The sequence below is a fragment of the Aeromonas sp. 604282 genome, assembly GCF_049170575.1.
Lineage (GTDB): Bacteria > Pseudomonadota > Gammaproteobacteria > Enterobacterales > Aeromonadaceae > Aeromonas > Aeromonas veronii_A.
Map to the genome: position 1 here is coordinate 22,104 of NZ_JAAKMV010000010.1, position 18,228 is coordinate 40,331.

Below are 18,228 nucleotides of genomic sequence, written 5' to 3' on the forward strand. Positions count from 1 at the left end.
TCACCAATGAATTTTTTTCGCGAGCGCAAGCGTATTCCTGAGTTGAAAAGGGTGATGAAGATCACACACAATTCGGCCCCCGCTTGCCGCCCCGATTGCCGGGGGTAGGCTGCCCCTTTTGCGAAGCCAACTGAAGAGTCGCCCAATGAGCCCACTGATCGCCATCGCCATCACCACTGGAATTCTCTCCGCCGTCTGGGGCTGGATTGCCGTCGCGTTCGGCCTTATCTCCTGGGTCGGCTTTCTCGGCTGCACCAGCTATTTCGCGTCAAGCGGTGGCTACAAGGCGCTGCTGCAAACCATTTTCTGCAACACCAGCGGCATGCTGTGGGCACTGCTACTGATCCATGGCGACAGTCTGTGGGGGGCGGGTGTGGCGGGTTATGTGATGACGGGGGTAGTCGCAACCCTGATGTGCGTGCAGGCCAAGCAGCAGTGGCTCGGCTACATTCCAGGCACCTTTGCCGGTTGCTGTGCCACCTTCGGGGCGGCTGGCGAGTGGCGGTTGATCCTCCCCTCCCTCATCATCGGCGCCTTGTTCGGTTACCTGATGAAGGCGAGCGGCTTATGGCTCTCCCATAAAACCCAAAAAGCCGATGCTGCTCCGGCAGCGATTGATCCCGCCTGATTTATCCCTTCGATTTGAAGTTTGCTGCTTCAATACCGTGCCGATTCAATAACTTGTAGAAATCGGTACGGTTTCTTCCCGCCATGTTGGCCGCCAGGGTCACATTGCCCTCTGTGGTGCGCAGCAAACGGATCAGATACTCCTTCTCGAATTCTGCCCGCGCCTCGTTGAACGAGGGGATGCCGCCGCCACCACCGCTCAGGGCAGACTCCACCATGGATACCCCGATCACCGGGCTGCAGCAGAGGCTGGCCAGCTGCTCCACCAGGTTGCAGAGTTGACGCACATTACCCGGCCAGGCGGCTGCGGCCAACATCGCCAGCGCCTCCGGTGAGAAGCCCATAGCCGCACAGTCGCTATGGCGGTAGCGATAATCATCCAGCGCCTGTCTGGCAAGCAGCGGAATGTCCTCACTACGGGCACTGAGAGAGGGCAAAGTGATGTTGGCAACGTTAAGACGGTAAAAGAGATCGTCCCGAAAGCGCCCCTCCTCCATCGCCTTGACCAGATCCTGATGGCTGGAGCTGAGCACCCGTACCTCAGGCGTGCCCTGGCCATACTCTTCCATCACCTGCAGCAGCTTGGCCTGCAAGGATTCAGATAAGCTGCCAATCTCGTCAAGAAACAGGGTCGCCCCCTTGGCCTGCTCGAACAGACCGGATTGGCCATCTTCACCAAACAGTTGCAGATCGAGGGAAGCCCAGGGAATGGCGGCGCAGTTGATGGTATAGAGCGGCTTGTCGCGCCGCTGGCTGGCCTGGTGCAACGCCTGCGCCATTGCCCCCTTGCCGGAACCGGATGGCCCCATGATCAGCACAGGGACCTCCATAGTGGCGATGCTGTGGGCCTGAATCAGCAACTGTTCCAGCTGGGGGTTGCGGGTCAGGATCAACGACTGCCACTCCTGCTGCTGTTTCGGCCGGGTCAAGCTGAGAGCATGTTCGATGGTGGCCAGTAGTTCGTCCTTGTTGATGGGTTTGGTCAGAAAGCTGAAGACGCCGGAGCGGGTGGCCTGAATAGCGTCCGGTATGGTGCCGTGGGCAGTCATGATGATGACTGGCAGCCCCAACCACTGGGCCTGGATCCGCTCGAATAGAGCAAGGCCATCCATCCCCCCCATCCGCAAATCGCTCAACACCAGATCGGCCCGCTGCTGACGAAGCCGATCAAGGGCTCCCTCCGCACTGTCGGCGGTATCCACCTCATAACCCTGACTGCGCAGCCGCATGCTCATCAGTTTGAGCAGGCTGACGTCGTCATCCACCAACAGGATCCGGCTCATGGTACTACCTCGCGATGTTCATTCAGCTTGCGCTGGTTGAGCTGGTCGTCAATGGCAGTCAGCTGCTCGATCTGGCGGCGCAGCCGCTGGATCTCCTGACTCTGGTCATCGCGACGGCTGTCGCGGGCCAGCAGCTGTTCGCCGAGGGCGATCCAGCTACGTAAAAAGGCCTGCGCATCGAGCCCCAGCTCGGGCAGCATCTGCTTCAGGCGCGCCAGACCGGCGGTGCGATTGGCCACCGATTCGGCGGGGTGGGAGTCCACCATGGCCAGACTGACCCGGCTCTCCAGATCGTCGGCCCCTTTCAGACGCTGACGCTCCTGCACCCGTTGCTGGGGGTGACTGGCCAGCAGCCAGTCGGAGTATTGCAGACGCACCTGCATCTCCTTGTTGGCAAACTCCATCCGCTTGGCAAAAGCGATATCGGAGGAGTCCCGCTGTGCCTGTTGCGGCAGCAAGGAGCAACCCGCGAGCAGCCCTGCCATCAGAGCTGGAAATACGCGCTGTATCTTCATAGTTCTCTTTTCAACGTCAACCTGAAGCAGACATCTGCCTGTTCATCTCTTACCAGAACCAACTCACCTCCGAGGCTATGGGCAGACTCACGGGCGATAGAGAGGCCCATACCAGAGCCTTTCAATACACCTTGCCGCACTGTACTGCCCTGTTCGAAGGGTTCAAAAATACGTTGCTGATCGGCAGCGGGGATCTCTGGCCCCTCGTTGGCTACCTCCAGCCAGCTTATCTGTTTGTCCTGTCCTGCCCTGATCCAGATATTGCCCCCGCTGGCGCCGTAACTGACGGCATTGGAGAAGAGGTTATCGAGGATCAGTCGCAGCCGGTAAGGCTCCGCCCACAGGGTAACCGGCACGGTCGGCAAGTGTACACGGATCTGCTTGGACTCCAATGCAAGCCGATATTCCACGATGAGTTCTGACAGCATGGGCTGCAGGGGAACGGACTCCAGCTCGAAGGCTTCCTGCTGGCTGAGGCGATTAAAGTCGAGCAACCGCTCGATCAGGGTCTGCAGACGACGGCTACTCTCGTCAAGCATCTGACAGATCTCCAGCTGATCCGGCGTCAACGGCCCGACCAACTGCTCGCAGAGCAGATCCGAGCCTTCCCGCAGCACTGCCAACGGGGTCTTGAGCTCGTGGGAGACATGGCGCAGGAACTGGTATTTCTGCTGCTCCAGCTCCTTGAGTTTGTCGTGCAACCAGAGGATCCTCTCCCCCAGCAACACCAGCTCGGCAGGGCCATCGACCGGATGAGGATCGGGCTCCACCCCCGCCCCCAGACTCAAGATGCGCGACTCAATCTGTCGTACCGGGTGGATGATGAGGTAAGTGAAGATAAAGACCAGCAGCAAGCTGATGGCTGCCACGGCACCGCTCACCCACCAGAGCTCCCTGGTCAATCCGGCGATGGTGAGACGTACCCGATCCATGTGCTCATCAACCCGGCTGCGGGTAACCATTTCGAGCTGCTTGTTGGCATCGTTAAACAGCTCTAGCTTGTCGCCAGCCACTGCCGCTCGTGCCAACGCGGCATCCTGCAAGCTGTCGAGCCAGGCCAGCCCCTGGTCGAGCCCGCTATAGAGCTGGCCGTCGGAGATGGAGTTGCGATGCTCTGCCAGCAATACCCGATACCCGTCGAGTTGCTGCTGATAGCTGGTGAGGCTGCGGCGATCCCCCAGCACCGCGAAACGGCGCAAGGTACGTTCAATGTCGATAACCTGCGCCGTCAGCAGGGTGGCGCGACGGGTATCCTTGACCGCCCGTTCCATCTCGTCACTGGTGAGCTGGCTGAGGTGGGCAAGGGCAGTACTGTTGTGCCAGATCATCCCGCCCAGCGGCATCAGCACCAGCACGAATCCCATCAATACCACTTGCAGCAGGGAGCGTGGGCGAACCTTGGTCATCATCTCTTCTCTTGCTTTCTCACCGGTGCGCCAGCATAGCCGCAGCGCCCCGAAAAACAAAACCGGCCAACGGGCCGGTTTGGATTATCTGGATTGTGATGATTCACGCTAACGCGACAGAGGCCAGACAGATGGTCAGGATCATCGCCAATGCACCCGAAGCGGTCAACAGCGCCCATTTCAGCTCCACACTCATGCAAACCTCCTTTCTGCCAATCAGTGCCAGATCACAATAGATAAGACAATGTTAAGCCATAGTTAATCCGATAACCGTGAGCTGCGTATACATTTCAGATGAGCCCAACCCCGGGAAGGTGAGCATGTTCTATCTGTGTAGCATTGGTTCCAATCTTGATCCGCATATCCATGTCAGCCGTGCGCTGGCCGAGCTGCTTGCGCACGTCGGCCCCCTGCAACTGAGTTCGGTGATCCGCACCAAGCCGGTGGGAATGCACTCCAGCCACGACTTTCTCAACTGCCTGCTGGTAGTGGAGAGCCCGCTCGATGCCGTCCGCCTCAAGCAGCGCTTTGTCGCCCTCGAAGTGGCTCACGGCCGGGATCGCAGCGACCCGCTCTGCAAGGTGCACGATCGGCCGCTCGACATCGATATTCTGGCCAGCAACACGCACGGTGATTTTGCCACGGCAGAGGTCGATTCCTATCTGGCGGAGCTGCTGGCGGAACTCTACGGCCATGGCGAAGTGCATGACCCCAAGGTCGCGCTGCTGGTGGAACTGCCAGGTCTGTCTGGCAAGGGCTTGCTGACCCGACAGGTCGGTCTGGAGCCGCTGGTGCTCGGCAGCCCCTCAGAGAGTGGCCAGCGCGCGCCCGCCATCCACCTTGATGCTGGCCCCCGTCATATAACTGTTCCCCATCAGTAACTGCACCGCCTGCCAGATGGGCTCAAGCCCCCCCTCCCGCGCCAGCGGTGTTTTCGCCAACACCTGCTGGCGCCAGCTTTCGTCATGCTCGTCGAGAAACAGGATGGGACCCGGCTCTATGGTGTTGACCCGAACCGCAGGCGCCAGCTCCCGGGCAAAGCTCATGGCCAGCGAATGGGCTCCCGCCTTGGTCGCCACATAGCTGGCAAAACGGGGGGCTGGGGCATGGATATAGATATCGGTGATGTGAATGATGCTGGCGTTGGGATTGCTGGCCAGCTGGGGGGCCAGCGCCCGGTTTAGCTGGAAGGGGGCCGCCATGTGTACCCGGTAGAACTGCTCGAACTGGGCCAGTTGCGCCGCCGGATCAGTTGCCTGCGGCTCGAAGGCCGAAGCGTTGTGAATCACCAGCGCCAGATCCTGATGGGCAGCCAGCACATCGATCAGCTTGCCAACGTCCTCTTCCCGGCCAAAATCCGCCTGCACCAGTTCGACCCCCAATGCAGCCAACGTGGCCAGCTCCGGCCGCTCGCTGCGATAGCTGCCCGTCACCTGCCAACCCGCTGCCACCAGCTGTTCACAGAGATAAAATCCGAGTCGACGGCCACAGCCCGTTACCAATGCACGCATACGATCTCCTTTCCCTTTCATGGTCTTGCATGAACGAAGCCCGCCTGCCAGCGGATCACCGCCGATGGCCGGTGCCTATCAATCTCTGCGGCACAAGCCATTGGTCGCGGACCACCCACCCGCCTCATAGTGGCGACATCCCCCTCTTGCGGAGTCACCACCATGCTGAAAGTACACCATCACATGGGTCGTCTGACCCACTCCCTCACAGCCGGCCTTGGCCTGGCCGAGGCGCTGGATCGCCTGCATCAATCGGGCCTTGGCGGCTTGCCGGTGCTGGATGAGCAGAAACGGCTGATCGGCTTTCTCTCCGAACAAGATTGCATTCCCAGCCTGCTAACTGGCAGCTACTACTGCGATACCCGCACCCGGGTGGAGGATCTGATGAACCGCTCGCCCCTCTCGGTCGGGCCGGATGACTGTATTCTGGAGCTGGCCCGCCAGATGGCCGATGCCAAGCCCAAGATCTACCCGGTGCTGCAACAGGGCAAGGTGATCGGCATCATCAGCCGCCGTCAGGTGATGCAGGCCCTCAACCAGCAGATGAAGGTGTGCCAGCAGACCTAGATCTGGTAACGCCCCTTGTCACCGATATCGAAGTGCAGGGGCATCCGCCACTTGGCCAGCGCCAGCAAGGTCAACAGGGCCCCGCAGACCAGCGCCACCAGTGCGGCGGCCCACTCCACCCGCAACCACTCCAGCAGCCATAACACCGGCAGCAAAATGGGCACCAGCTTGATGCCGGGAATGGCGAAGCAAAACTGCTCCTTAAACGCCAGCCCGGAGAGGGTTGCCAACGCGGCTCCCAGCACCAGTGCATCCGGTGCCCCCACCGCAGCCAGCGCCAGCGAGCCCCAACCAAACCCCTGCAGAATCAGGCGAATCCGCTTGTCGTAGATATGCAGCGAGAAGCCGCAGATTGCGCTTGCCACTGCCAGCGACATCAACCATTGTGCCGACGGGAGCAGTGCCAACCCGCTCAGCAGCGCCGCACCACGGCAAAGCAGCAACAGGGCTGCCACACTCAGGCCCAGACGGTAGATCGAGACGGTCAACTTGTCGATCCCGTCCAGCGTACTTTCGATTTCAGGGTTTGCCATAAACAGTCGCTTCTAACGGATCAGGTGCCATCCAATATACTGGAATCAGGTTCTGGAATATCTTCAAACGGGCTCAGGAGACGTAGTTTGCGTGTGATCCCCCTGTTTTGGTTGCTGTTTCCACTCGGATTGCCGGCCAAGGAGCTGGTGATCTGCGGCACCATGGAGCCCCCGCTCAAGTTTCTCGATGCCGATCAGAAACCCCGTGGGCTCGATATCGATATCGTCACCGCCATCTTCGACAAGCTGGAGATGCCCTTCCGGATTGAACTGGCCGATTCGGGAGCCCGCCTCACCCGCAATGCCGGAACCGGCGCCTGCGACCTGGTGATGACCCACTCCTACAAGGCGGAGCGGGAGAGTTATCTCATCTATCCCCAACAGGCCCATCTACGCCACAGCTGGCACTTCTTCGTGCGCAAGGCCGACCTGCTGAAGATCCGCTACGAGACGCTGGCCGATCTCAAACCCTGGCGCATCGGCGTGACCAAGGATTTCTCCTATACCCCAGAACTGGCGGCGGCGATGACCGACCCGGCCTATCAGTTTCAGGAGATCACCATGAACCAGCTGCAACTGCGCAAACTGCTGGCCGGGCGGATCGATACCGTGCCCATGCCGCTGGTCACCGCCTTCGCCCAGATCAAGGAGGAGGGGCTGACGGGCAAAGTCGATTACCTGCCCAAGCCACTCAAAAGCAGCCCCTACTTCAACACCTGGACCCGCGCACGGGCCGACGCGAACACGCCCGCCCAGATGGCCGCCTACGATGCCGAGCTGCTGCGCATGAAGCGCAACGGCAGCCTCAAAGCCCTCTACGACAAGTACGGCATCCCCTATATCGAACCCTGATCAACAGGTCAGGGTTTCACATCCCGCAAGATCGGGTTTTGCAGCGAGATTAACGTCTCGGTGGACTGGATCTCGTCGATGGTCTGGATCTTGTTGATCAGCACTATCTGCAGCTCGTCGATGGAGCGGGTCATCACCTTCATGAAGATGCTGTAGTGGCCGGTGGTGTAGTAGGCCTCCACCACCTCGTCCAGCGCCTGCAGCTTGGCCAATGCCGAGGGGTAATCCTTGGCACTCTTCAGATTGATCCCGATAAAGCAGCAGACGTCATAGCCCAGCTTCTTGGGGTTAACCTGCACCCGTGTCCCCTCGATGATCCCCGCCTGTTTCATCTTCTCCACCCGCACATGGATGGTGCCCGGGCTGACCGCCAGTTGTTTCGCAAGTTCGGCGTAAGGGATCCGCGCATTCTCCATCAGGGCGGTGAGGATGGCCTGATCGAGATTATCGATTCGGTAATTTTCCGGCATTTTTTTGCACTCCCGTTGACGAAACCTCATTAAATAACGATTTATTTTGAAGAAAAAAACATGCAAAGCCTATTTCTATTATCGAATATTGAATTTAGTTGGCGATCTGTTGAAGAATCACCATATCCAACGGAGTTTGAAACAGGAATTCAGCATGAAACAGCACTACATTCGCAGCCAACAGCAGATCAGCTTCGTCAAAGAGATGTTCTCCCGCCAACTAGCCCAGCAACTGGGTCTGATGGAGGTACAAGCCCCCATTCTGAGCCGGGTCGGTGATGGCACTCAAGACAACCTCTCTGGCCACGAGAATGCAGTGCAGGTCAAAGTGAAGACCCTGCCGGAGCACAGCTACGAAGTGGTCCATTCACTGGCCAAATGGAAGCGCCAGACTCTCGGTCGCTTCGGCTTCGGTCCGGGCGAAGGGATCTACACCCACATGAAGGCACTGCGTCCGGACGAGGATCGCCTCACCCCCATTCACTCGGTCTACGTGGATCAGTGGGACTGGGAGAAGGTGATGCCGAGCGAGCGCCGCGATCTGGCCTACCTGCAGGAGACAGTGCGCGGCATCTGGGCCGCCATCAAGGCCACCGAGCGCGCGGTCTGTGCCGAGCATGAGCTGACCCCCTTCCTGCCAGCCGAGATCCAGTTCCTGCACAGCGAAGAGTTGCTGGCCCGCTACCCGGATCTCGATGCCAAGGGGCGCGAGCGCGCCATCGCCAAAGAGCTGGGGGCCGTGTTCCTGATCGGTATCGGCGGTGCGCTCTCCCACGGTGAGCGCCACGATGTGCGCGCCCCGGATTACGACGACTGGAGCAGCCACAGCGAGCTGGGTCTGGCGGGTCTGAACGGCGACATTCTGGTGTGGAACCCGGTGCTGCAAGACAGCTTCGAGATCTCCTCCATGGGGATCCGGGTCGATGCCGAGGCACTGCGCCGCCAGCTGGCCATCACCGGCGACGAGGATCGCCTGCAGTACGACTGGCATCAGGATCTGCTGGCCGAACGGATGCCGCAGACCATCGGCGGCGGCATCGGCCAATCCCGTCTGGCCATGCTGTTGCTGCAAAAAGAGCACATCGGCCAGGTCCAGGTCGGCGTCTGGCCAGCCGAGATGAAAGCTGCCGTGCAAGGCATGCTGTAACGAATGAAGGCCATGCCGGCGCCATCGCAGCCGGCATGGCAACAGGCAGGTGGCCATCGGGGTTGAGCGAGCGCATCCCCGGCAGGCTGTAAGAAGAGAGGCCAGCTGTGGCCACGCTTCGCAATCGGGGGCTTGCCCCTGCGACCCGCTCAACCCACGTCAGGTCGCTTCACTACATTCCTCCCGGCAATCTTCGGATTGCCGTTTTTTTATTTTCCATCGCCCAGATATAGCAACGCCAGCCCGAGGGCTGGCGTTGCAAACATCGACACGGATCGGTTACTGGGTCATGGTGAGGCCATTGCTGTCGGCCCCTAGCACCAGCTTGTTGCCCGGCACGATGCGGCCGGAGAGCAGCGCCTGCGCCAGCGGGTTCTCCACCTTCTGCTGGATCGCCCGCTTGAGGGGACGTGCCCCGTAGACGGGATCGAACCCGGCATGGACCAGCTTGTTGAGCAGCGCTTCGCTCACCTCCACCTCGTAACCCTGAGCCTCGAGACGGCCCATCAGGCTCTTGAGCTGGATGCGGGCGATGGACTTGATGTGCTCCTCGCCGAGCGGGTGGAACACCACCGTCTCGTCGATCCGGTTGATGAACTCCGGCCGGAAGCTGCGAGTCAGCACCTCCATCAGCATGCCCTTCATCTCGTCGTAATCCTTCTCAGAGTGGTGCTCCTGAATCAGATCCGAACCGAGGTTGGAGGTCATGATCACCACCGAGTTGCGAAAATCGACGGTACGACCCTGACCATCGGTCAGGCGGCCATCATCCAGCACCTGCAGCAGGATGTTGAACACATCCGGGTGTGCCTTCTCCACCTCGTCCAGCAGGATCACCGAGTAGGGGCGACGGCGTACCGCCTCGGTCAGATAACCGCCCTCCTCGTAACCCACGTATCCCGGAGGCGCCCCCACCAGACGGGCCACGCTGTGTTTCTCCATGAACTCCGACATGTCGATCCGCACCATGGCGTCCTGGGTATCGAACAGGAACTCGGCCAGCGCCTTGCACAGCTCGGTCTTGCCCACCCCGGTGGGCCCCAGGAACAGGAAGGAGCCGATGGGGCGGTTCGGGTCGGACAGCCCGGCACGGGAGCGGCGAATGGCGTTGGAAACCGCCTCGACCGCCTCCTCCTGGCCAATCACCCGGCTGTGCAGCTGATCTTCCATCCGCAGCAGCTTGTCGCGCTCCCCTTCCAGCATGCGGGCGACCGGAATACCGGTCCAGCGGGCCAAGACGTCTGCAATCTCCACGTCAGTGACGCGGTTGCGCAGCAGACTGGTCTCCTGCATCTCGGCTTGCGTGGCGAGATCCAGCTGTTTCTCCAGCTCCGGAATGCGGCCGTACTGCAGCTCGGACATCCGGCCCAGGTCGCCAGCGCGGCGCGCCACGTCGAGATCCTGACGGGCCTGCTCCAGCGCAGCCTTGATATGCTGGGTACCGGCGAGGGCGGCTTTCTCGGCCTTCCACACTTCGTCCAGCTCGTTGTATTCCCGATCTTTTTCGCCAATCTCCTGATTGATCAGCTCCAGCCGTTTGCGGCTGGCGTCATCGTCTTCTTTCATCAGCGCCTGCTGCTCCAGCTTGAGCTGGATGATGCGCCGCTCGAGGCGATCGAGCGCCTCGGGCTTGGAGTCGATCTGCAGCCGGATGCTGGCCGCCGCCTCGTCGATGAGATCGATGGCCTTGTCCGGCAGCTGGCGATCTGCGATGTAACGGTGCGACAGCTGGGCTGCAGCCACGATGGCGGGGTCGGTGATCTGCACATGGTGGTGCAGCTCGTAACGCTCTTTCAGGCCGCGCAGGATGGCGATGGTATCTTCGACTGTCGGCTCCTCCACCAGCACCTTCTGGAAACGGCGCTCCAGCGCAGCATCCTTCTCGATGAACTGGCGATACTCGTCCAGGGTGGTGGCACCGACGCAGTGCAGCTCGCCCCGTGCCAGCGCAGGCTTGAGCATGTTGCCCGCATCCATGGCCCCCTCGCCCTTGCCGGCGCCGACCATGGTGTGCAGCTCGTCGATAAAGAGGATGACGTTGCCCTCCTCCTTGGCGAGATCGCTCAGCACGGCCTTGAGCCGCTCCTCGAACTCGCCGCGATATTTGGCACCGGCCACCAGCGCCCCCATGTCCAGCGACAGCACCCGCTTGTTCTTGAGCCCCTCCGGCACCTCGCCGTTGATGATGCGCTGGGCCAGCCCCTCGACGATGGCGGTTTTACCGACACCGGGTGCCCCGATCAGCACCGGGTTGTTCTTGGTACGACGTTGCAGCACCTGAATGGTGCGGCGGATCTCGTCATCCCGGCCGATAACCGGGTCGAGCTTGCCGAGTTCGGCCCGCTCGGTCAGATCGATGGTGTACTTCTCCAGCGCCTGACGGTTCTCCTCGGCGTTGGCATCCTCCACCTTCTTGCCGCCACGCACCTTGTCGATGGCCGCTTCGAGTTTCTCTTTGGTCAGCCCCTGAGCGCGCAGCAGCTCGCCCAGCGTGCCCTTCTCGTCGAGGGCCGCCAGCACGAACAGTTCGGAGGAGATGAACTGATCCTTGCGCTGCTGGGCCAGCTTGTCACAGACGTTGAGCAGGCGGCCGAGGCCGTTGGAGAGCTGTACATCCCCTTCCACACCGCTGACGCGCGGTAGGCGATCCAGCTCCTCGCCAAGGCGCGAGCGCAGGGCATTGATATCCATCCCGGTCAGAGTGAGCAACGGACGGATGGAGCCGCCATCCTGATTGACCAGGGCGGTCATCAGATGAACGGGTTCGATGAATTGGTGGTCACGACCCAGCGCAAGAGACTGGGCATCGGAAATAGCAATCTGGAATTTGCTGGTAAGGCGATCGAGGCGCATTGCACTCCCCCTTCAAACAGGCAGACGCCGCTTGCGCGGCAAACAACATAACTTTCTGAGATGAAAGATGAGGCCCGTACGGGCTATTTCAAGGGGCGATGCTGGTTATTTTTTCTGCAAGACGGGGCGAGAGCAGGATCCCCGCCCTTGCCAGATGCAGGGCGGGGAGCTTCATCAGGACGCCAGCCAGATGATGGAGGCCATCCGGCCGGTCTGGCCGTTGCGACGATAAGAGTAGAACTGCTCGCTGTCGCTGAAGGTGCAGTATTCGCCACCATAGACTGCTGTGACACCGGCGCGGGCAAGGCGCAGCCGGGCAAGCTGGTAGATATCCGCCAGCCATTTCCCCTCATTGGACGAAGGGACGAACGCTGCTTCTGCTTCGGCCTGCTCCGCCATAAAGGCCTCGCGCACCTCGCCACCCACTTCAAAGGCTGTGGGGCCAATGGCCGGGCCCAGCCAAGCCAGGATCTCGCCCGGCTCGCAGCCCATGGCGGCGATGCTTGCCTCCAGCACGCCCTCTTTCAGTCCGCGCCACCCGGCATGAGCGGCAGCCACCACAGAACCGGCCCGATCGCAGAAGAGTACCGGCAGACAGTCGGCGGTCATCACGATGCAGGCCTGATCCACCTCATGGGCGCAGGCGGCATCGGCATCCGGCGCCAGCTCATAATGGCTGCGGACCGGATGAACGACGGTGCCGTGCACCTGATTGAGCCAGTTGAGGGGCCCCGGGATGGCGGCCACCTGCTGCAGCCGTGCCCGGTTGGCCTCGACCCTGGCCGGTTCGTCCCCTACGTGGGCCCCCAGATTGAGACCGGCAAAGACCCCTTCGCTGACACCACCATCACGGGTGGTCGAAAGAGCCCGGACGCGTGCTGGCGCAGGCCAGTCGGGTTCAATCCATTTCATTGCTCACTCCTTCACGCCCTATCGTTCAAATGGAAACGGGGCCCTTGGCTGCAACCAGTCAAGACGCCCCGTTTCAAAGTTCTCTGTGCTACACGCTATATCGGCGGGTTACGGCAGAAGTCGTCGCAACGCTGCCAGATTCACCACTATTTCCAGACTAATTCATCCGGATTGGCGAGGGTATCCGCGCGCAACACCTCCATCAGCTCCACCATATCTTGCGGTGTAGCTGAGTGCCACTGCATCACTTCACCCGTGATGGGGTGAGCCAGTTGCAGCATGGTGGCGTGCAGAGCCTGACGACGGAAGCCGCGCAGGGCCTCGGTCAGTTCCGGCGTGGCGTTGCGCAGCGGGCGCAGACGGCCACCGTAGGCAGGGTCACCCACCAGCGGATGCTTGATGTGAGCCATGTGGACACGGATCTGGTGGGTACGACCGGTTTCCAGACGCAGACGCAGACGGGTGTGGCCACGGAACTTCTCGTGCACCCGGTAGTGGGTCACGGAAGGACGGCCATTGGGCACGACGGCCATGTGGGTACGCTGGGTCGGGTGACGGCCGATGGGCGCATCAACGGTGCCGCCAGCAGTCATGTGACCGATGGCGATCGCTTCGTACTCACGGGTGATCTGGCGCGCCTGCAGCGCCTCTACCAGATGGGTCTGGGCCGGAACGGTCTTGGCAACCACCATCAGACCTGTAGTGTCTTTATCCAGACGGTGCACGATACCGGCACGGGGCACCTCGGCAATGCCGGGGTAGCGGTGCAGCAGGGCGTTGAGAATGGTGCCATCCGGCGTACCGGCGCCTGGGTGAACAACCAGACCGGCCGGCTTGTCGATCACCAGAATGTGTTCATCTTCGTAAACGATGTTGAGCTCGATATCCTGCGCATCGAAGCGGGTGTCATCTTCCAGCTCTACATCCACATGCACCTGTTGCCCAGCAATCACCTTCTCGCGCGGGGTGTTGGCAACCTGACCATCCAGGGTCACTTTGTCCTGTAAAATCCACTCCTTGATGCGGGTTCGGGAGTAGTCGGGAAACAATTCGGCCAGGGCCTGGTCGAGTCGCTGCCCGAATTGGTGATCCTGGAATTCGCCTGTCAGTTCAATATGCTGGCTCATGTATGGTCTCTTGAGCGGGGGGTATCAATTCGAAATAATCCGGGTATTCTAGCTTTTCTTTTAGCCAAGCATAACGGATACTTTGCCAATTTCGTGGAAATGGACCGGATGTTGTTGATGGGAAAGAAGTCTCACCTGCTGATGTCGCTCGCCTTGGTCGCTACCTTGATCACAGGCTGTTCCAGCACCAAACCCAAGGTACCCGACGAACCGCCGGAGACCCTGTACCAGAAAGCACGCCTCAAACTGGACGTTGGCAATTACGTGCAAGCCACTGAATTGCTTGAGGCTTTGGACTCTCGCTACCCGTTCGGCGCCTACTCCAACCAGGTGCAGCTTGACCTCATCTATGCCTACTACAAGCAGGATGATACCGCTCAGGCGATCGCCAATATCGACCGTTTTATCCGCCTCAATCCGGCGCACAAGAACATCGATTACGTCTTCTACATGCGCGGCCTGACCAACATGGCAGCGGATTACAACTTCTTCCAGAGCCTCTTTGGCATCTCCCGCGATGACAAAGACCCGGCCTATGCCCGCCAGGCATTCCAGGACTTCAAGACCCTGTTGCAGAACTACCCCAATAGCGTCTATGCCGCCGATGCCCGTGCCCGCATGATTGGCCTGAAGAATCGTCTTGCTCGATATGACCTGAGCGTGGCCGAGTATTACGTGAAGCGTGATGCACTGGTCGCGGCCGCCAACCGGGCCAAGCTGATCGTCGAGACCTACCCCGACACAGCCGAAACCGAGAAGGCGCTGGAGATCATGGTTGAGTCTTACGACACCCTGAAGATGCCGCAGTTGGCCAAGCATGCCCGCGAAGTGCTGGCCAAGAACTACCCGGAGAACCGCCTCGGCCGTAGCTGAGTGATACGGATAAACCGGTAACAAAAAACCGATGCCAAGGCATCGGTTTTTTTATCTCTACGATCCACCAATCTGGCTGGGTTAAGGCCCTGTAACCCACTGCGATAAAAGCCCCCACACCCCATCCATCCCATTCATTAGCCACCTGCGTGATGGCAGCATCGTGAAGTACTGCTTATCACCTCAGGCTGCAAACCCGCTGCCAGCCTGACACTAAACCGGCAAGAGCGGAACCGTCACCACACGGCCATATTGCCTCATACAGTGCCCCTGAATGGGAATAGATGGCTTAATGGCACTGTAATCCTGTCACCAGAGTCAGCAGTTGCCCCTTGTCCGAGCGCAGAGCGGTCTGGGCCAGCAACTGATAGGGAATCCCCTCCAGCAACTGCCCCCGCTCCCCGGCTGTACCATTGACCAACACGGCATCAAACCGGGTATCACGACAGGCAATCACATTCCTCACCGTCTCCCTGTCCAGATTCGCTACCCGCATCTCTTCATAGGCAGAGAGCAGACCAAGCTCCGTCTCCCCCAATCGCCAGCCAGCAATGCGGTCCCGCGTCTTGGGCGGGCTCCTATCAAGCAACAGGGCCATCTTTCCCGATACCCCCTTGGCGGCATCGATCAAGGGGTAAACCAGTGTAAAAGTGAGCAGAAAGATGATCGCTACCGAGCTGGCGACATGAATGGCTCCATGTACTTCCTTGCGCCGCAACAATAGCTCCAGCGCTATCACGAACAGGGTAATCGCGGGAATGTAACGCCACCCCAGCTTGCCGGCGATGTGGAGCACATCTGCCGGAATATGGCTGGTACCTGGTACTGAAGGGCCGAGCAGAGGGGTCCCAGTAACCACGACACAAAACAGCAGCATGAAACAGAGCCATCCCCGACCATAGCGAGCCGTCCATCCCGGCCAGTTCAGGCTGACCTGACCCAACATGATGGCAAATACCGGCAACAACGGAAAAAGGTAGAGGGTACGCTTGGTGGATGAGAGGGTTAACAGCACAAGTGTTCCTACTGCCCAGCACAACAGAAATATTCGCTCACGACTCCAGCGTCGCTGTTTTATGGTTTGCCAACCCCAATAGAAAATGAATGGCAACCAGGGGATGGTATACTCAGCCATCCCCCATAAATAATAGAGATAGGCCCCTTTCTTGATATGGCCGAGTTCGGTAGAGGTGCCTGTCAGGCGGCCAACCTGATTCTGCCAGAACCACTCATCCCATAAGGCATCGCCATCAACATGATTAATTAATTCACGGATCCATGCTGCCACTGGCAATATAAAACAGAGCAGTATCAACAGATGCTGCCAGATAAATTCGGGCAGTTTTTTGTCGATGGCGGCACATCTTGCAGCGAAGAAGAATAGCGGGAGCCAGCCAAAAAACACTGTCAGCGGCCCGATAGGACCTTTTGCCATAAAACAGCCCGCCAGCCCTATTCCAGCCAATATCGCCATCCACCAACGGCGTGCAAGGTAATATTCTGAAAATGCCCAGAGGGTAAATATGACAAAGAAGGCGAGCGCACTGTCCGTTCTGATCCAGTGCGTGTTGATAATAAATCCCTCCATGGTGCCCAGTGCGATGACCGACCAGAGTGCCGCAGACCTGTTGCCAAGCAGGCGATAGGCCAGCAGGCCGGTAAAAAGCAGCATACCCGCCGCCCAGACCACGCCCGCCAACCGCAGGCTATTGGTCACCCCCAGCCAGGATTCAAACCCATCAAGAAACGGCAGAGCGGCCATGTAAAAGAGTGGTGGCTTCTCGACAAAGCTGCGCCCGCCAAGGGTTGGTACCACCCAGTCACCACTGCGATACATCTCGAGTGCAATAGCCGCTTCGCGAGGTTCATCAGGTGTCCAGAGCTGATGGTCAAACTGGCCAGACAGCAGCACCAGTGCAACCAGCAGCAACATCCAGCAGAGAGTGCGCTGCGAAATATCAGCACTCTGCATGGCTCATCCCTTCTGCAATGGTCTCCCCACGCCCGATGGCATAGTAGGAAAAACCCAGCCCCTTCATCTTGAGCGGATCGTAGAGATTGCGACCATCGACGATGAGGGGGTGCGCCAGCATCTTCCTGATCTGGGCAAAATCGGGCGCCTTGAACTCGTTCCACTCGGTACAGATGACCAACGCATCCGCCCCCGCCAGCGCCGCCTCCCTGGTCCCCATCAGCGACAGCTCGGGCTGGCAACCATAGATACGCTGGGCCTCCTTCATCGCCACCGGATCGAAGGCCTGCACCCGCGCCCCCTCCTGCCACAGCGCCTCCATCAGCACCCGACTCGGCGCTTCGCGCATGTCATCGGTATTGGGCTTGAAGGCGAGTCCCCAGATGGCAATGGTCTTGCCTACCAGCGACTCGCCCTGCTCGTGAAAGTGGCAGGCCAGGGTGTCGAAGAGCTTGAACTTCTGCCGCTCGTTGACCCGCTCCACCGCACGAATAAGCGGCGTGTCGTAGTCGAGGGCCGCTGCAGTCGCCAGAAATGCCCTCACATCCTTGGGGAAACAGGACCCGCCATAACCACAACCGGGATAGATAAACTGATAGCCGATACGCTGGTCGGCACCAATCCCCTGCCGCACCAGCTCGATATCCGCACCGACCCGCTCGGCCAGTCCAGCCATCTCGTTGATAAAGCTGATCTTGGTGGCCAGCATGCAGTTGGCGGCATACTTGGTCAGCTCGGCACTGCGAACATCCATAAACAGAATGCGGTCGTGATTGCGATTGAATGGCTCATACAACTCACGCATGACGGCTCTTGAGCGCTCCTTACCGGTGCCGATGACGATGCGATCCGGACGCTGGCAATCACGGACGGCCGCCCCCTCTTTGAGAAACTCGGGATTGGAGACCACATCGAACTCGAACTGCTTGCCAAGCTCGGCCTGCTGCTCCATGACCCAGTGGAATACCTTGTCTGCCGTACCGACCGGCACGGTGGATTTGTTGACGATGATCACCTCATCTGAACGATGCTGGGCAATCGATCTCGCCACCGCCCTGACGGCGCTCAGATCGGCCGAACCATCCTCATCAGGGGGCGTACCGACGGCGATAAATTGCACGTCACCGTGGGTAACCGCCATGGGAATATCCGTGGTGAATGTCAGCGAGCCATTTTGCAATGTCTGGTGTAATAACACATCCAGTCCCGGCTCATATATTGGTAATTCGCCATGGGATAATCTATTTATTTTATCTGCATCAAGATCGATACAGACAACTTGATGTCCCACGTCAGCCAATACAATTGCCTGTACCAGTCCAACATAACCACTGCCAAATACTGTGATATTCATAACAACCTTCCCATAATGCGTAATGATGGAAACTTTACATCCTTTACCCAATTGCACTATGGGCAATTTGTAACAAGCAGTGTCAATTTGAACGACAACCAACCCGTTCAGCAACAGCTGATAATTCTGGTTGTGAACCCAGGCAAATGGCTAAACACCAACCCAAAACAAAACCAAGCAATTTTTTGTTACGAGATATTTCCATATTAACTTACATCACCAAAGC

At 59.3% G+C, this 18,228-nt stretch carries 18 protein-coding genes; 6 read left to right on the forward strand and 12 right to left on the reverse strand.

All coding sequences use genetic code 11. The features are described 5' to 3' along the window. Positions 1 to 145 precede the first annotated feature (145 nt). Positions 146 to 628 (forward strand): DUF1097 domain-containing protein, encoded by a 483-nt coding sequence (locus G5367_RS12890; protein ID WP_005341883.1) that lies wholly within the window; start codon positions 146 to 148, stop codon positions 626 to 628. A 1-nt stretch (position 629) separates the two neighbouring features. On the opposite strand, the gene G5367_RS12895 is transcribed toward G5367_RS12890, so the two are convergent. From G5367_RS12895 to G5367_RS12910, 4 genes are all read right to left on the reverse strand, one after another. Continuing rightward, positions 630 to 1,910 (reverse strand): sigma 54-interacting transcriptional regulator, encoded by a 1,281-nt coding sequence (locus tag G5367_RS12895; protein ID WP_421245092.1) that lies wholly within the window; start codon positions 1,908 to 1,910, stop codon positions 630 to 632. Beyond that, positions 1,907 to 2,425, reverse strand: a complete 519-nt coding sequence (locus G5367_RS12900; protein ID WP_421294449.1) for a hypothetical protein — start codon at positions 2,423 to 2,425, stop codon at positions 1,907 to 1,909. The genes G5367_RS12895 and G5367_RS12900 overlap by 4 nt, the downstream gene beginning before the upstream one ends. Continuing rightward, a complete protein-coding gene (locus G5367_RS12905) occupies positions 2,422 to 3,831 on the reverse strand; it encodes a sensor histidine kinase (protein WP_421294488.1) in 1,410 nt (469 codons plus the stop codon). The genes G5367_RS12900 and G5367_RS12905 overlap by 4 nt, the downstream gene beginning before the upstream one ends. Before the next feature lie 103 nt (positions 3,832 to 3,934). Beyond that, positions 3,935 to 4,027, reverse strand: a complete 93-nt coding sequence (locus G5367_RS12910) for a YnhF family membrane protein (protein ID WP_005341891.1) — start codon at positions 4,025 to 4,027, stop codon at positions 3,935 to 3,937. Between the two features lie 124 nt (positions 4,028 to 4,151). Here G5367_RS12910 and G5367_RS12915 point away from each other — a divergent pair, with 124 nt between their 5' ends. Continuing rightward, on the forward strand, positions 4,152 to 4,712 hold the full coding sequence (locus G5367_RS12915; protein ID WP_421212395.1) for a 2-amino-4-hydroxy-6-hydroxymethyldihydropteridine diphosphokinase: 561 nt from the start codon (positions 4,152 to 4,154) through the stop codon (positions 4,710 to 4,712). On the opposite strand, the gene G5367_RS12920 is transcribed toward G5367_RS12915, so the two are convergent. Continuing rightward, complete coding sequence (locus G5367_RS12920) at positions 4,638 to 5,342, reverse strand: SDR family oxidoreductase (protein ID WP_421260355.1); 705 nt, start codon at positions 5,340 to 5,342, stop codon at positions 4,638 to 4,640. The genes G5367_RS12915 and G5367_RS12920 overlap by 75 nt on opposite strands. 162 nt (positions 5,343 to 5,504) lie before the next feature. Between G5367_RS12920 and G5367_RS12925 the strand changes: the two genes are divergently transcribed. Continuing rightward, the gene (locus tag G5367_RS12925) at positions 5,505 to 5,909 is read left to right on the forward strand and encodes a CBS domain-containing protein (protein ID WP_337073297.1); all 405 of its coding nucleotides are present in this window, start codon (positions 5,505 to 5,507) and stop codon (positions 5,907 to 5,909) included. Here the strand turns inward: G5367_RS12925 and G5367_RS12930 are convergent. Further along, positions 5,906 to 6,442 (reverse strand): DUF2301 domain-containing membrane protein, encoded by a 537-nt coding sequence (locus G5367_RS12930; protein ID WP_421212398.1) that lies wholly within the window; start codon positions 6,440 to 6,442, stop codon positions 5,906 to 5,908. The two genes, G5367_RS12925 and G5367_RS12930, sit on opposite strands and share 4 nt — an antisense overlap. An 87-nt stretch (positions 6,443 to 6,529) precedes the next feature. Between G5367_RS12930 and G5367_RS12935 the strand changes: the two genes are divergently transcribed. After that, positions 6,530 to 7,294, forward strand: coding sequence for a substrate-binding periplasmic protein (locus tag G5367_RS12935; RefSeq protein WP_421245089.1), 765 nt, complete (start codon positions 6,530 to 6,532; stop codon positions 7,292 to 7,294). Between the two features lie 8 nt (positions 7,295 to 7,302). On the opposite strand, the gene asnC is transcribed toward G5367_RS12935, so the two are convergent. Continuing rightward, positions 7,303 to 7,764, reverse strand: coding sequence for a transcriptional regulator AsnC (gene asnC, locus G5367_RS12940; protein WP_005339783.1), 462 nt, complete (start codon positions 7,762 to 7,764; stop codon positions 7,303 to 7,305). Between the two features lie 154 nt (positions 7,765 to 7,918). Here asnC and asnA point away from each other — a divergent pair, with 154 nt between their 5' ends. Further along, positions 7,919 to 8,911 carry an aspartate--ammonia ligase gene (asnA, locus tag G5367_RS12945; RefSeq protein WP_421245088.1) on the forward strand — a complete coding sequence of 331 codons (993 nt, stop codon included), beginning with the start codon at positions 7,919 to 7,921 and terminating at the stop codon, positions 8,909 to 8,911. A 279-nt stretch (positions 8,912 to 9,190) separates the two neighbouring features. Here asnA and clpB read toward each other — a convergent pair whose 3' ends face one another. The 3 genes from clpB to rluD all read right to left on the reverse strand — a co-directional run bounded on the left by clpB (position 9,191) and on the right by rluD (position 13,803). Then, a complete protein-coding gene (gene clpB, locus G5367_RS12950; protein WP_421245087.1) occupies positions 9,191 to 11,764 on the reverse strand; it encodes an ATP-dependent chaperone ClpB in 2,574 nt (857 codons plus the stop codon). Between the two features lie 174 nt (positions 11,765 to 11,938). Then, positions 11,939 to 12,676: a peptidoglycan editing factor PgeF gene (gene pgeF, locus G5367_RS12955; protein WP_421245086.1), complete on the reverse strand. Its 738-nt coding sequence runs from the start codon at positions 12,674 to 12,676 to the stop codon at positions 11,939 to 11,941. A 146-nt stretch (positions 12,677 to 12,822) separates the two neighbouring features. Next, a complete protein-coding gene (gene rluD / locus G5367_RS12960) occupies positions 12,823 to 13,803 on the reverse strand; it encodes a 23S rRNA pseudouridine(1911/1915/1917) synthase RluD (protein WP_421245085.1) in 981 nt (326 codons plus the stop codon). A 117-nt stretch (positions 13,804 to 13,920) separates the two neighbouring features. Here rluD and G5367_RS12965 point away from each other — a divergent pair, with 117 nt between their 5' ends. Continuing rightward, the gene (locus tag G5367_RS12965) at positions 13,921 to 14,676 is read left to right on the forward strand and encodes an outer membrane protein assembly factor BamD (protein ID WP_421245084.1); all 756 of its coding nucleotides are present in this window, start codon (positions 13,921 to 13,923) and stop codon (positions 14,674 to 14,676) included. Positions 14,677 to 14,965: 289 nt separating this feature from the next. On the opposite strand, the gene G5367_RS12970 is transcribed toward G5367_RS12965, so the two are convergent. Further along, on the reverse strand, positions 14,966 to 16,648 hold the full coding sequence (locus G5367_RS12970) for an ArnT family glycosyltransferase (RefSeq protein WP_421245083.1): 1,683 nt from the start codon (positions 16,646 to 16,648) through the stop codon (positions 14,966 to 14,968). Then, positions 16,635 to 18,002 (reverse strand): UDP-glucose dehydrogenase family protein, encoded by a 1,368-nt coding sequence (locus G5367_RS12975; protein ID WP_421245082.1) that lies wholly within the window; start codon positions 18,000 to 18,002, stop codon positions 16,635 to 16,637. Before G5367_RS12975 ends, G5367_RS12970 begins: the two co-directional genes overlap by 14 nt. Positions 18,003 to 18,228 lie beyond the last annotated feature (226 nt).

Coding starts and splice junctions, on each gene's coding strand:
- G5367_RS12890 (WP_005341883.1), top strand. CDS start 146: ATGAGCCCACTGATCGCCATCGCCATCACCACTGGAATTCTCTCCGCC.
- G5367_RS12895 (WP_421245092.1), bottom strand. CDS start 1,910: ATGAGCCGGATCCTGTTGGTGGATGACGACGTCAGCCTGCTCAAACTG.
- G5367_RS12900 (WP_421294449.1), bottom strand. CDS start 2,425: ATGAAGATACAGCGCGTATTTCCAGCTCTGATGGCAGGGCTGCTCGCG.
- G5367_RS12905 (WP_421294488.1), bottom strand. CDS start 3,831: ATGACCAAGGTTCGCCCACGCTCCCTGCTGCAAGTGGTATTGATGGGA.
- G5367_RS12910 (WP_005341891.1), bottom strand. CDS start 4,027: ATGAGTGTGGAGCTGAAATGGGCGCTGTTGACCGCTTCGGGTGCATTG.
- G5367_RS12915 (WP_421212395.1), top strand. CDS start 4,152: ATGTTCTATCTGTGTAGCATTGGTTCCAATCTTGATCCGCATATCCAT.
- G5367_RS12920 (WP_421260355.1), bottom strand. CDS start 5,342: ATGCGTGCATTGGTAACGGGCTGTGGCCGTCGACTCGGATTTTATCTC.
- G5367_RS12925 (WP_337073297.1), top strand. CDS start 5,505: ATGCTGAAAGTACACCATCACATGGGTCGTCTGACCCACTCCCTCACA.
- G5367_RS12930 (WP_421212398.1), bottom strand. CDS start 6,442: ATGGCAAACCCTGAAATCGAAAGTACGCTGGACGGGATCGACAAGTTG.
- asnC (WP_005339783.1), bottom strand. CDS start 7,764: ATGCCGGAAAATTACCGAATCGATAATCTCGATCAGGCCATCCTCACC.
- asnA (WP_421245088.1), top strand. CDS start 7,919: ATGAAACAGCACTACATTCGCAGCCAACAGCAGATCAGCTTCGTCAAA.
- clpB (WP_421245087.1), bottom strand. CDS start 11,764: ATGCGCCTCGATCGCCTTACCAGCAAATTCCAGATTGCTATTTCCGAT.
- pgeF (WP_421245086.1), bottom strand. CDS start 12,676: ATGAAATGGATTGAACCCGACTGGCCTGCGCCAGCACGCGTCCGGGCT.
- rluD (WP_421245085.1), bottom strand. CDS start 13,803: ATGAGCCAGCATATTGAACTGACAGGCGAATTCCAGGATCACCAATTC.
- G5367_RS12965 (WP_421245084.1), top strand. CDS start 13,921: ATGGGAAAGAAGTCTCACCTGCTGATGTCGCTCGCCTTGGTCGCTACC.
- G5367_RS12970 (WP_421245083.1), bottom strand. CDS start 16,648: ATGCAGAGTGCTGATATTTCGCAGCGCACTCTCTGCTGGATGTTGCTG.
- G5367_RS12975 (WP_421245082.1), bottom strand. CDS start 18,002: ATGAATATCACAGTATTTGGCAGTGGTTATGTTGGACTGGTACAGGCA.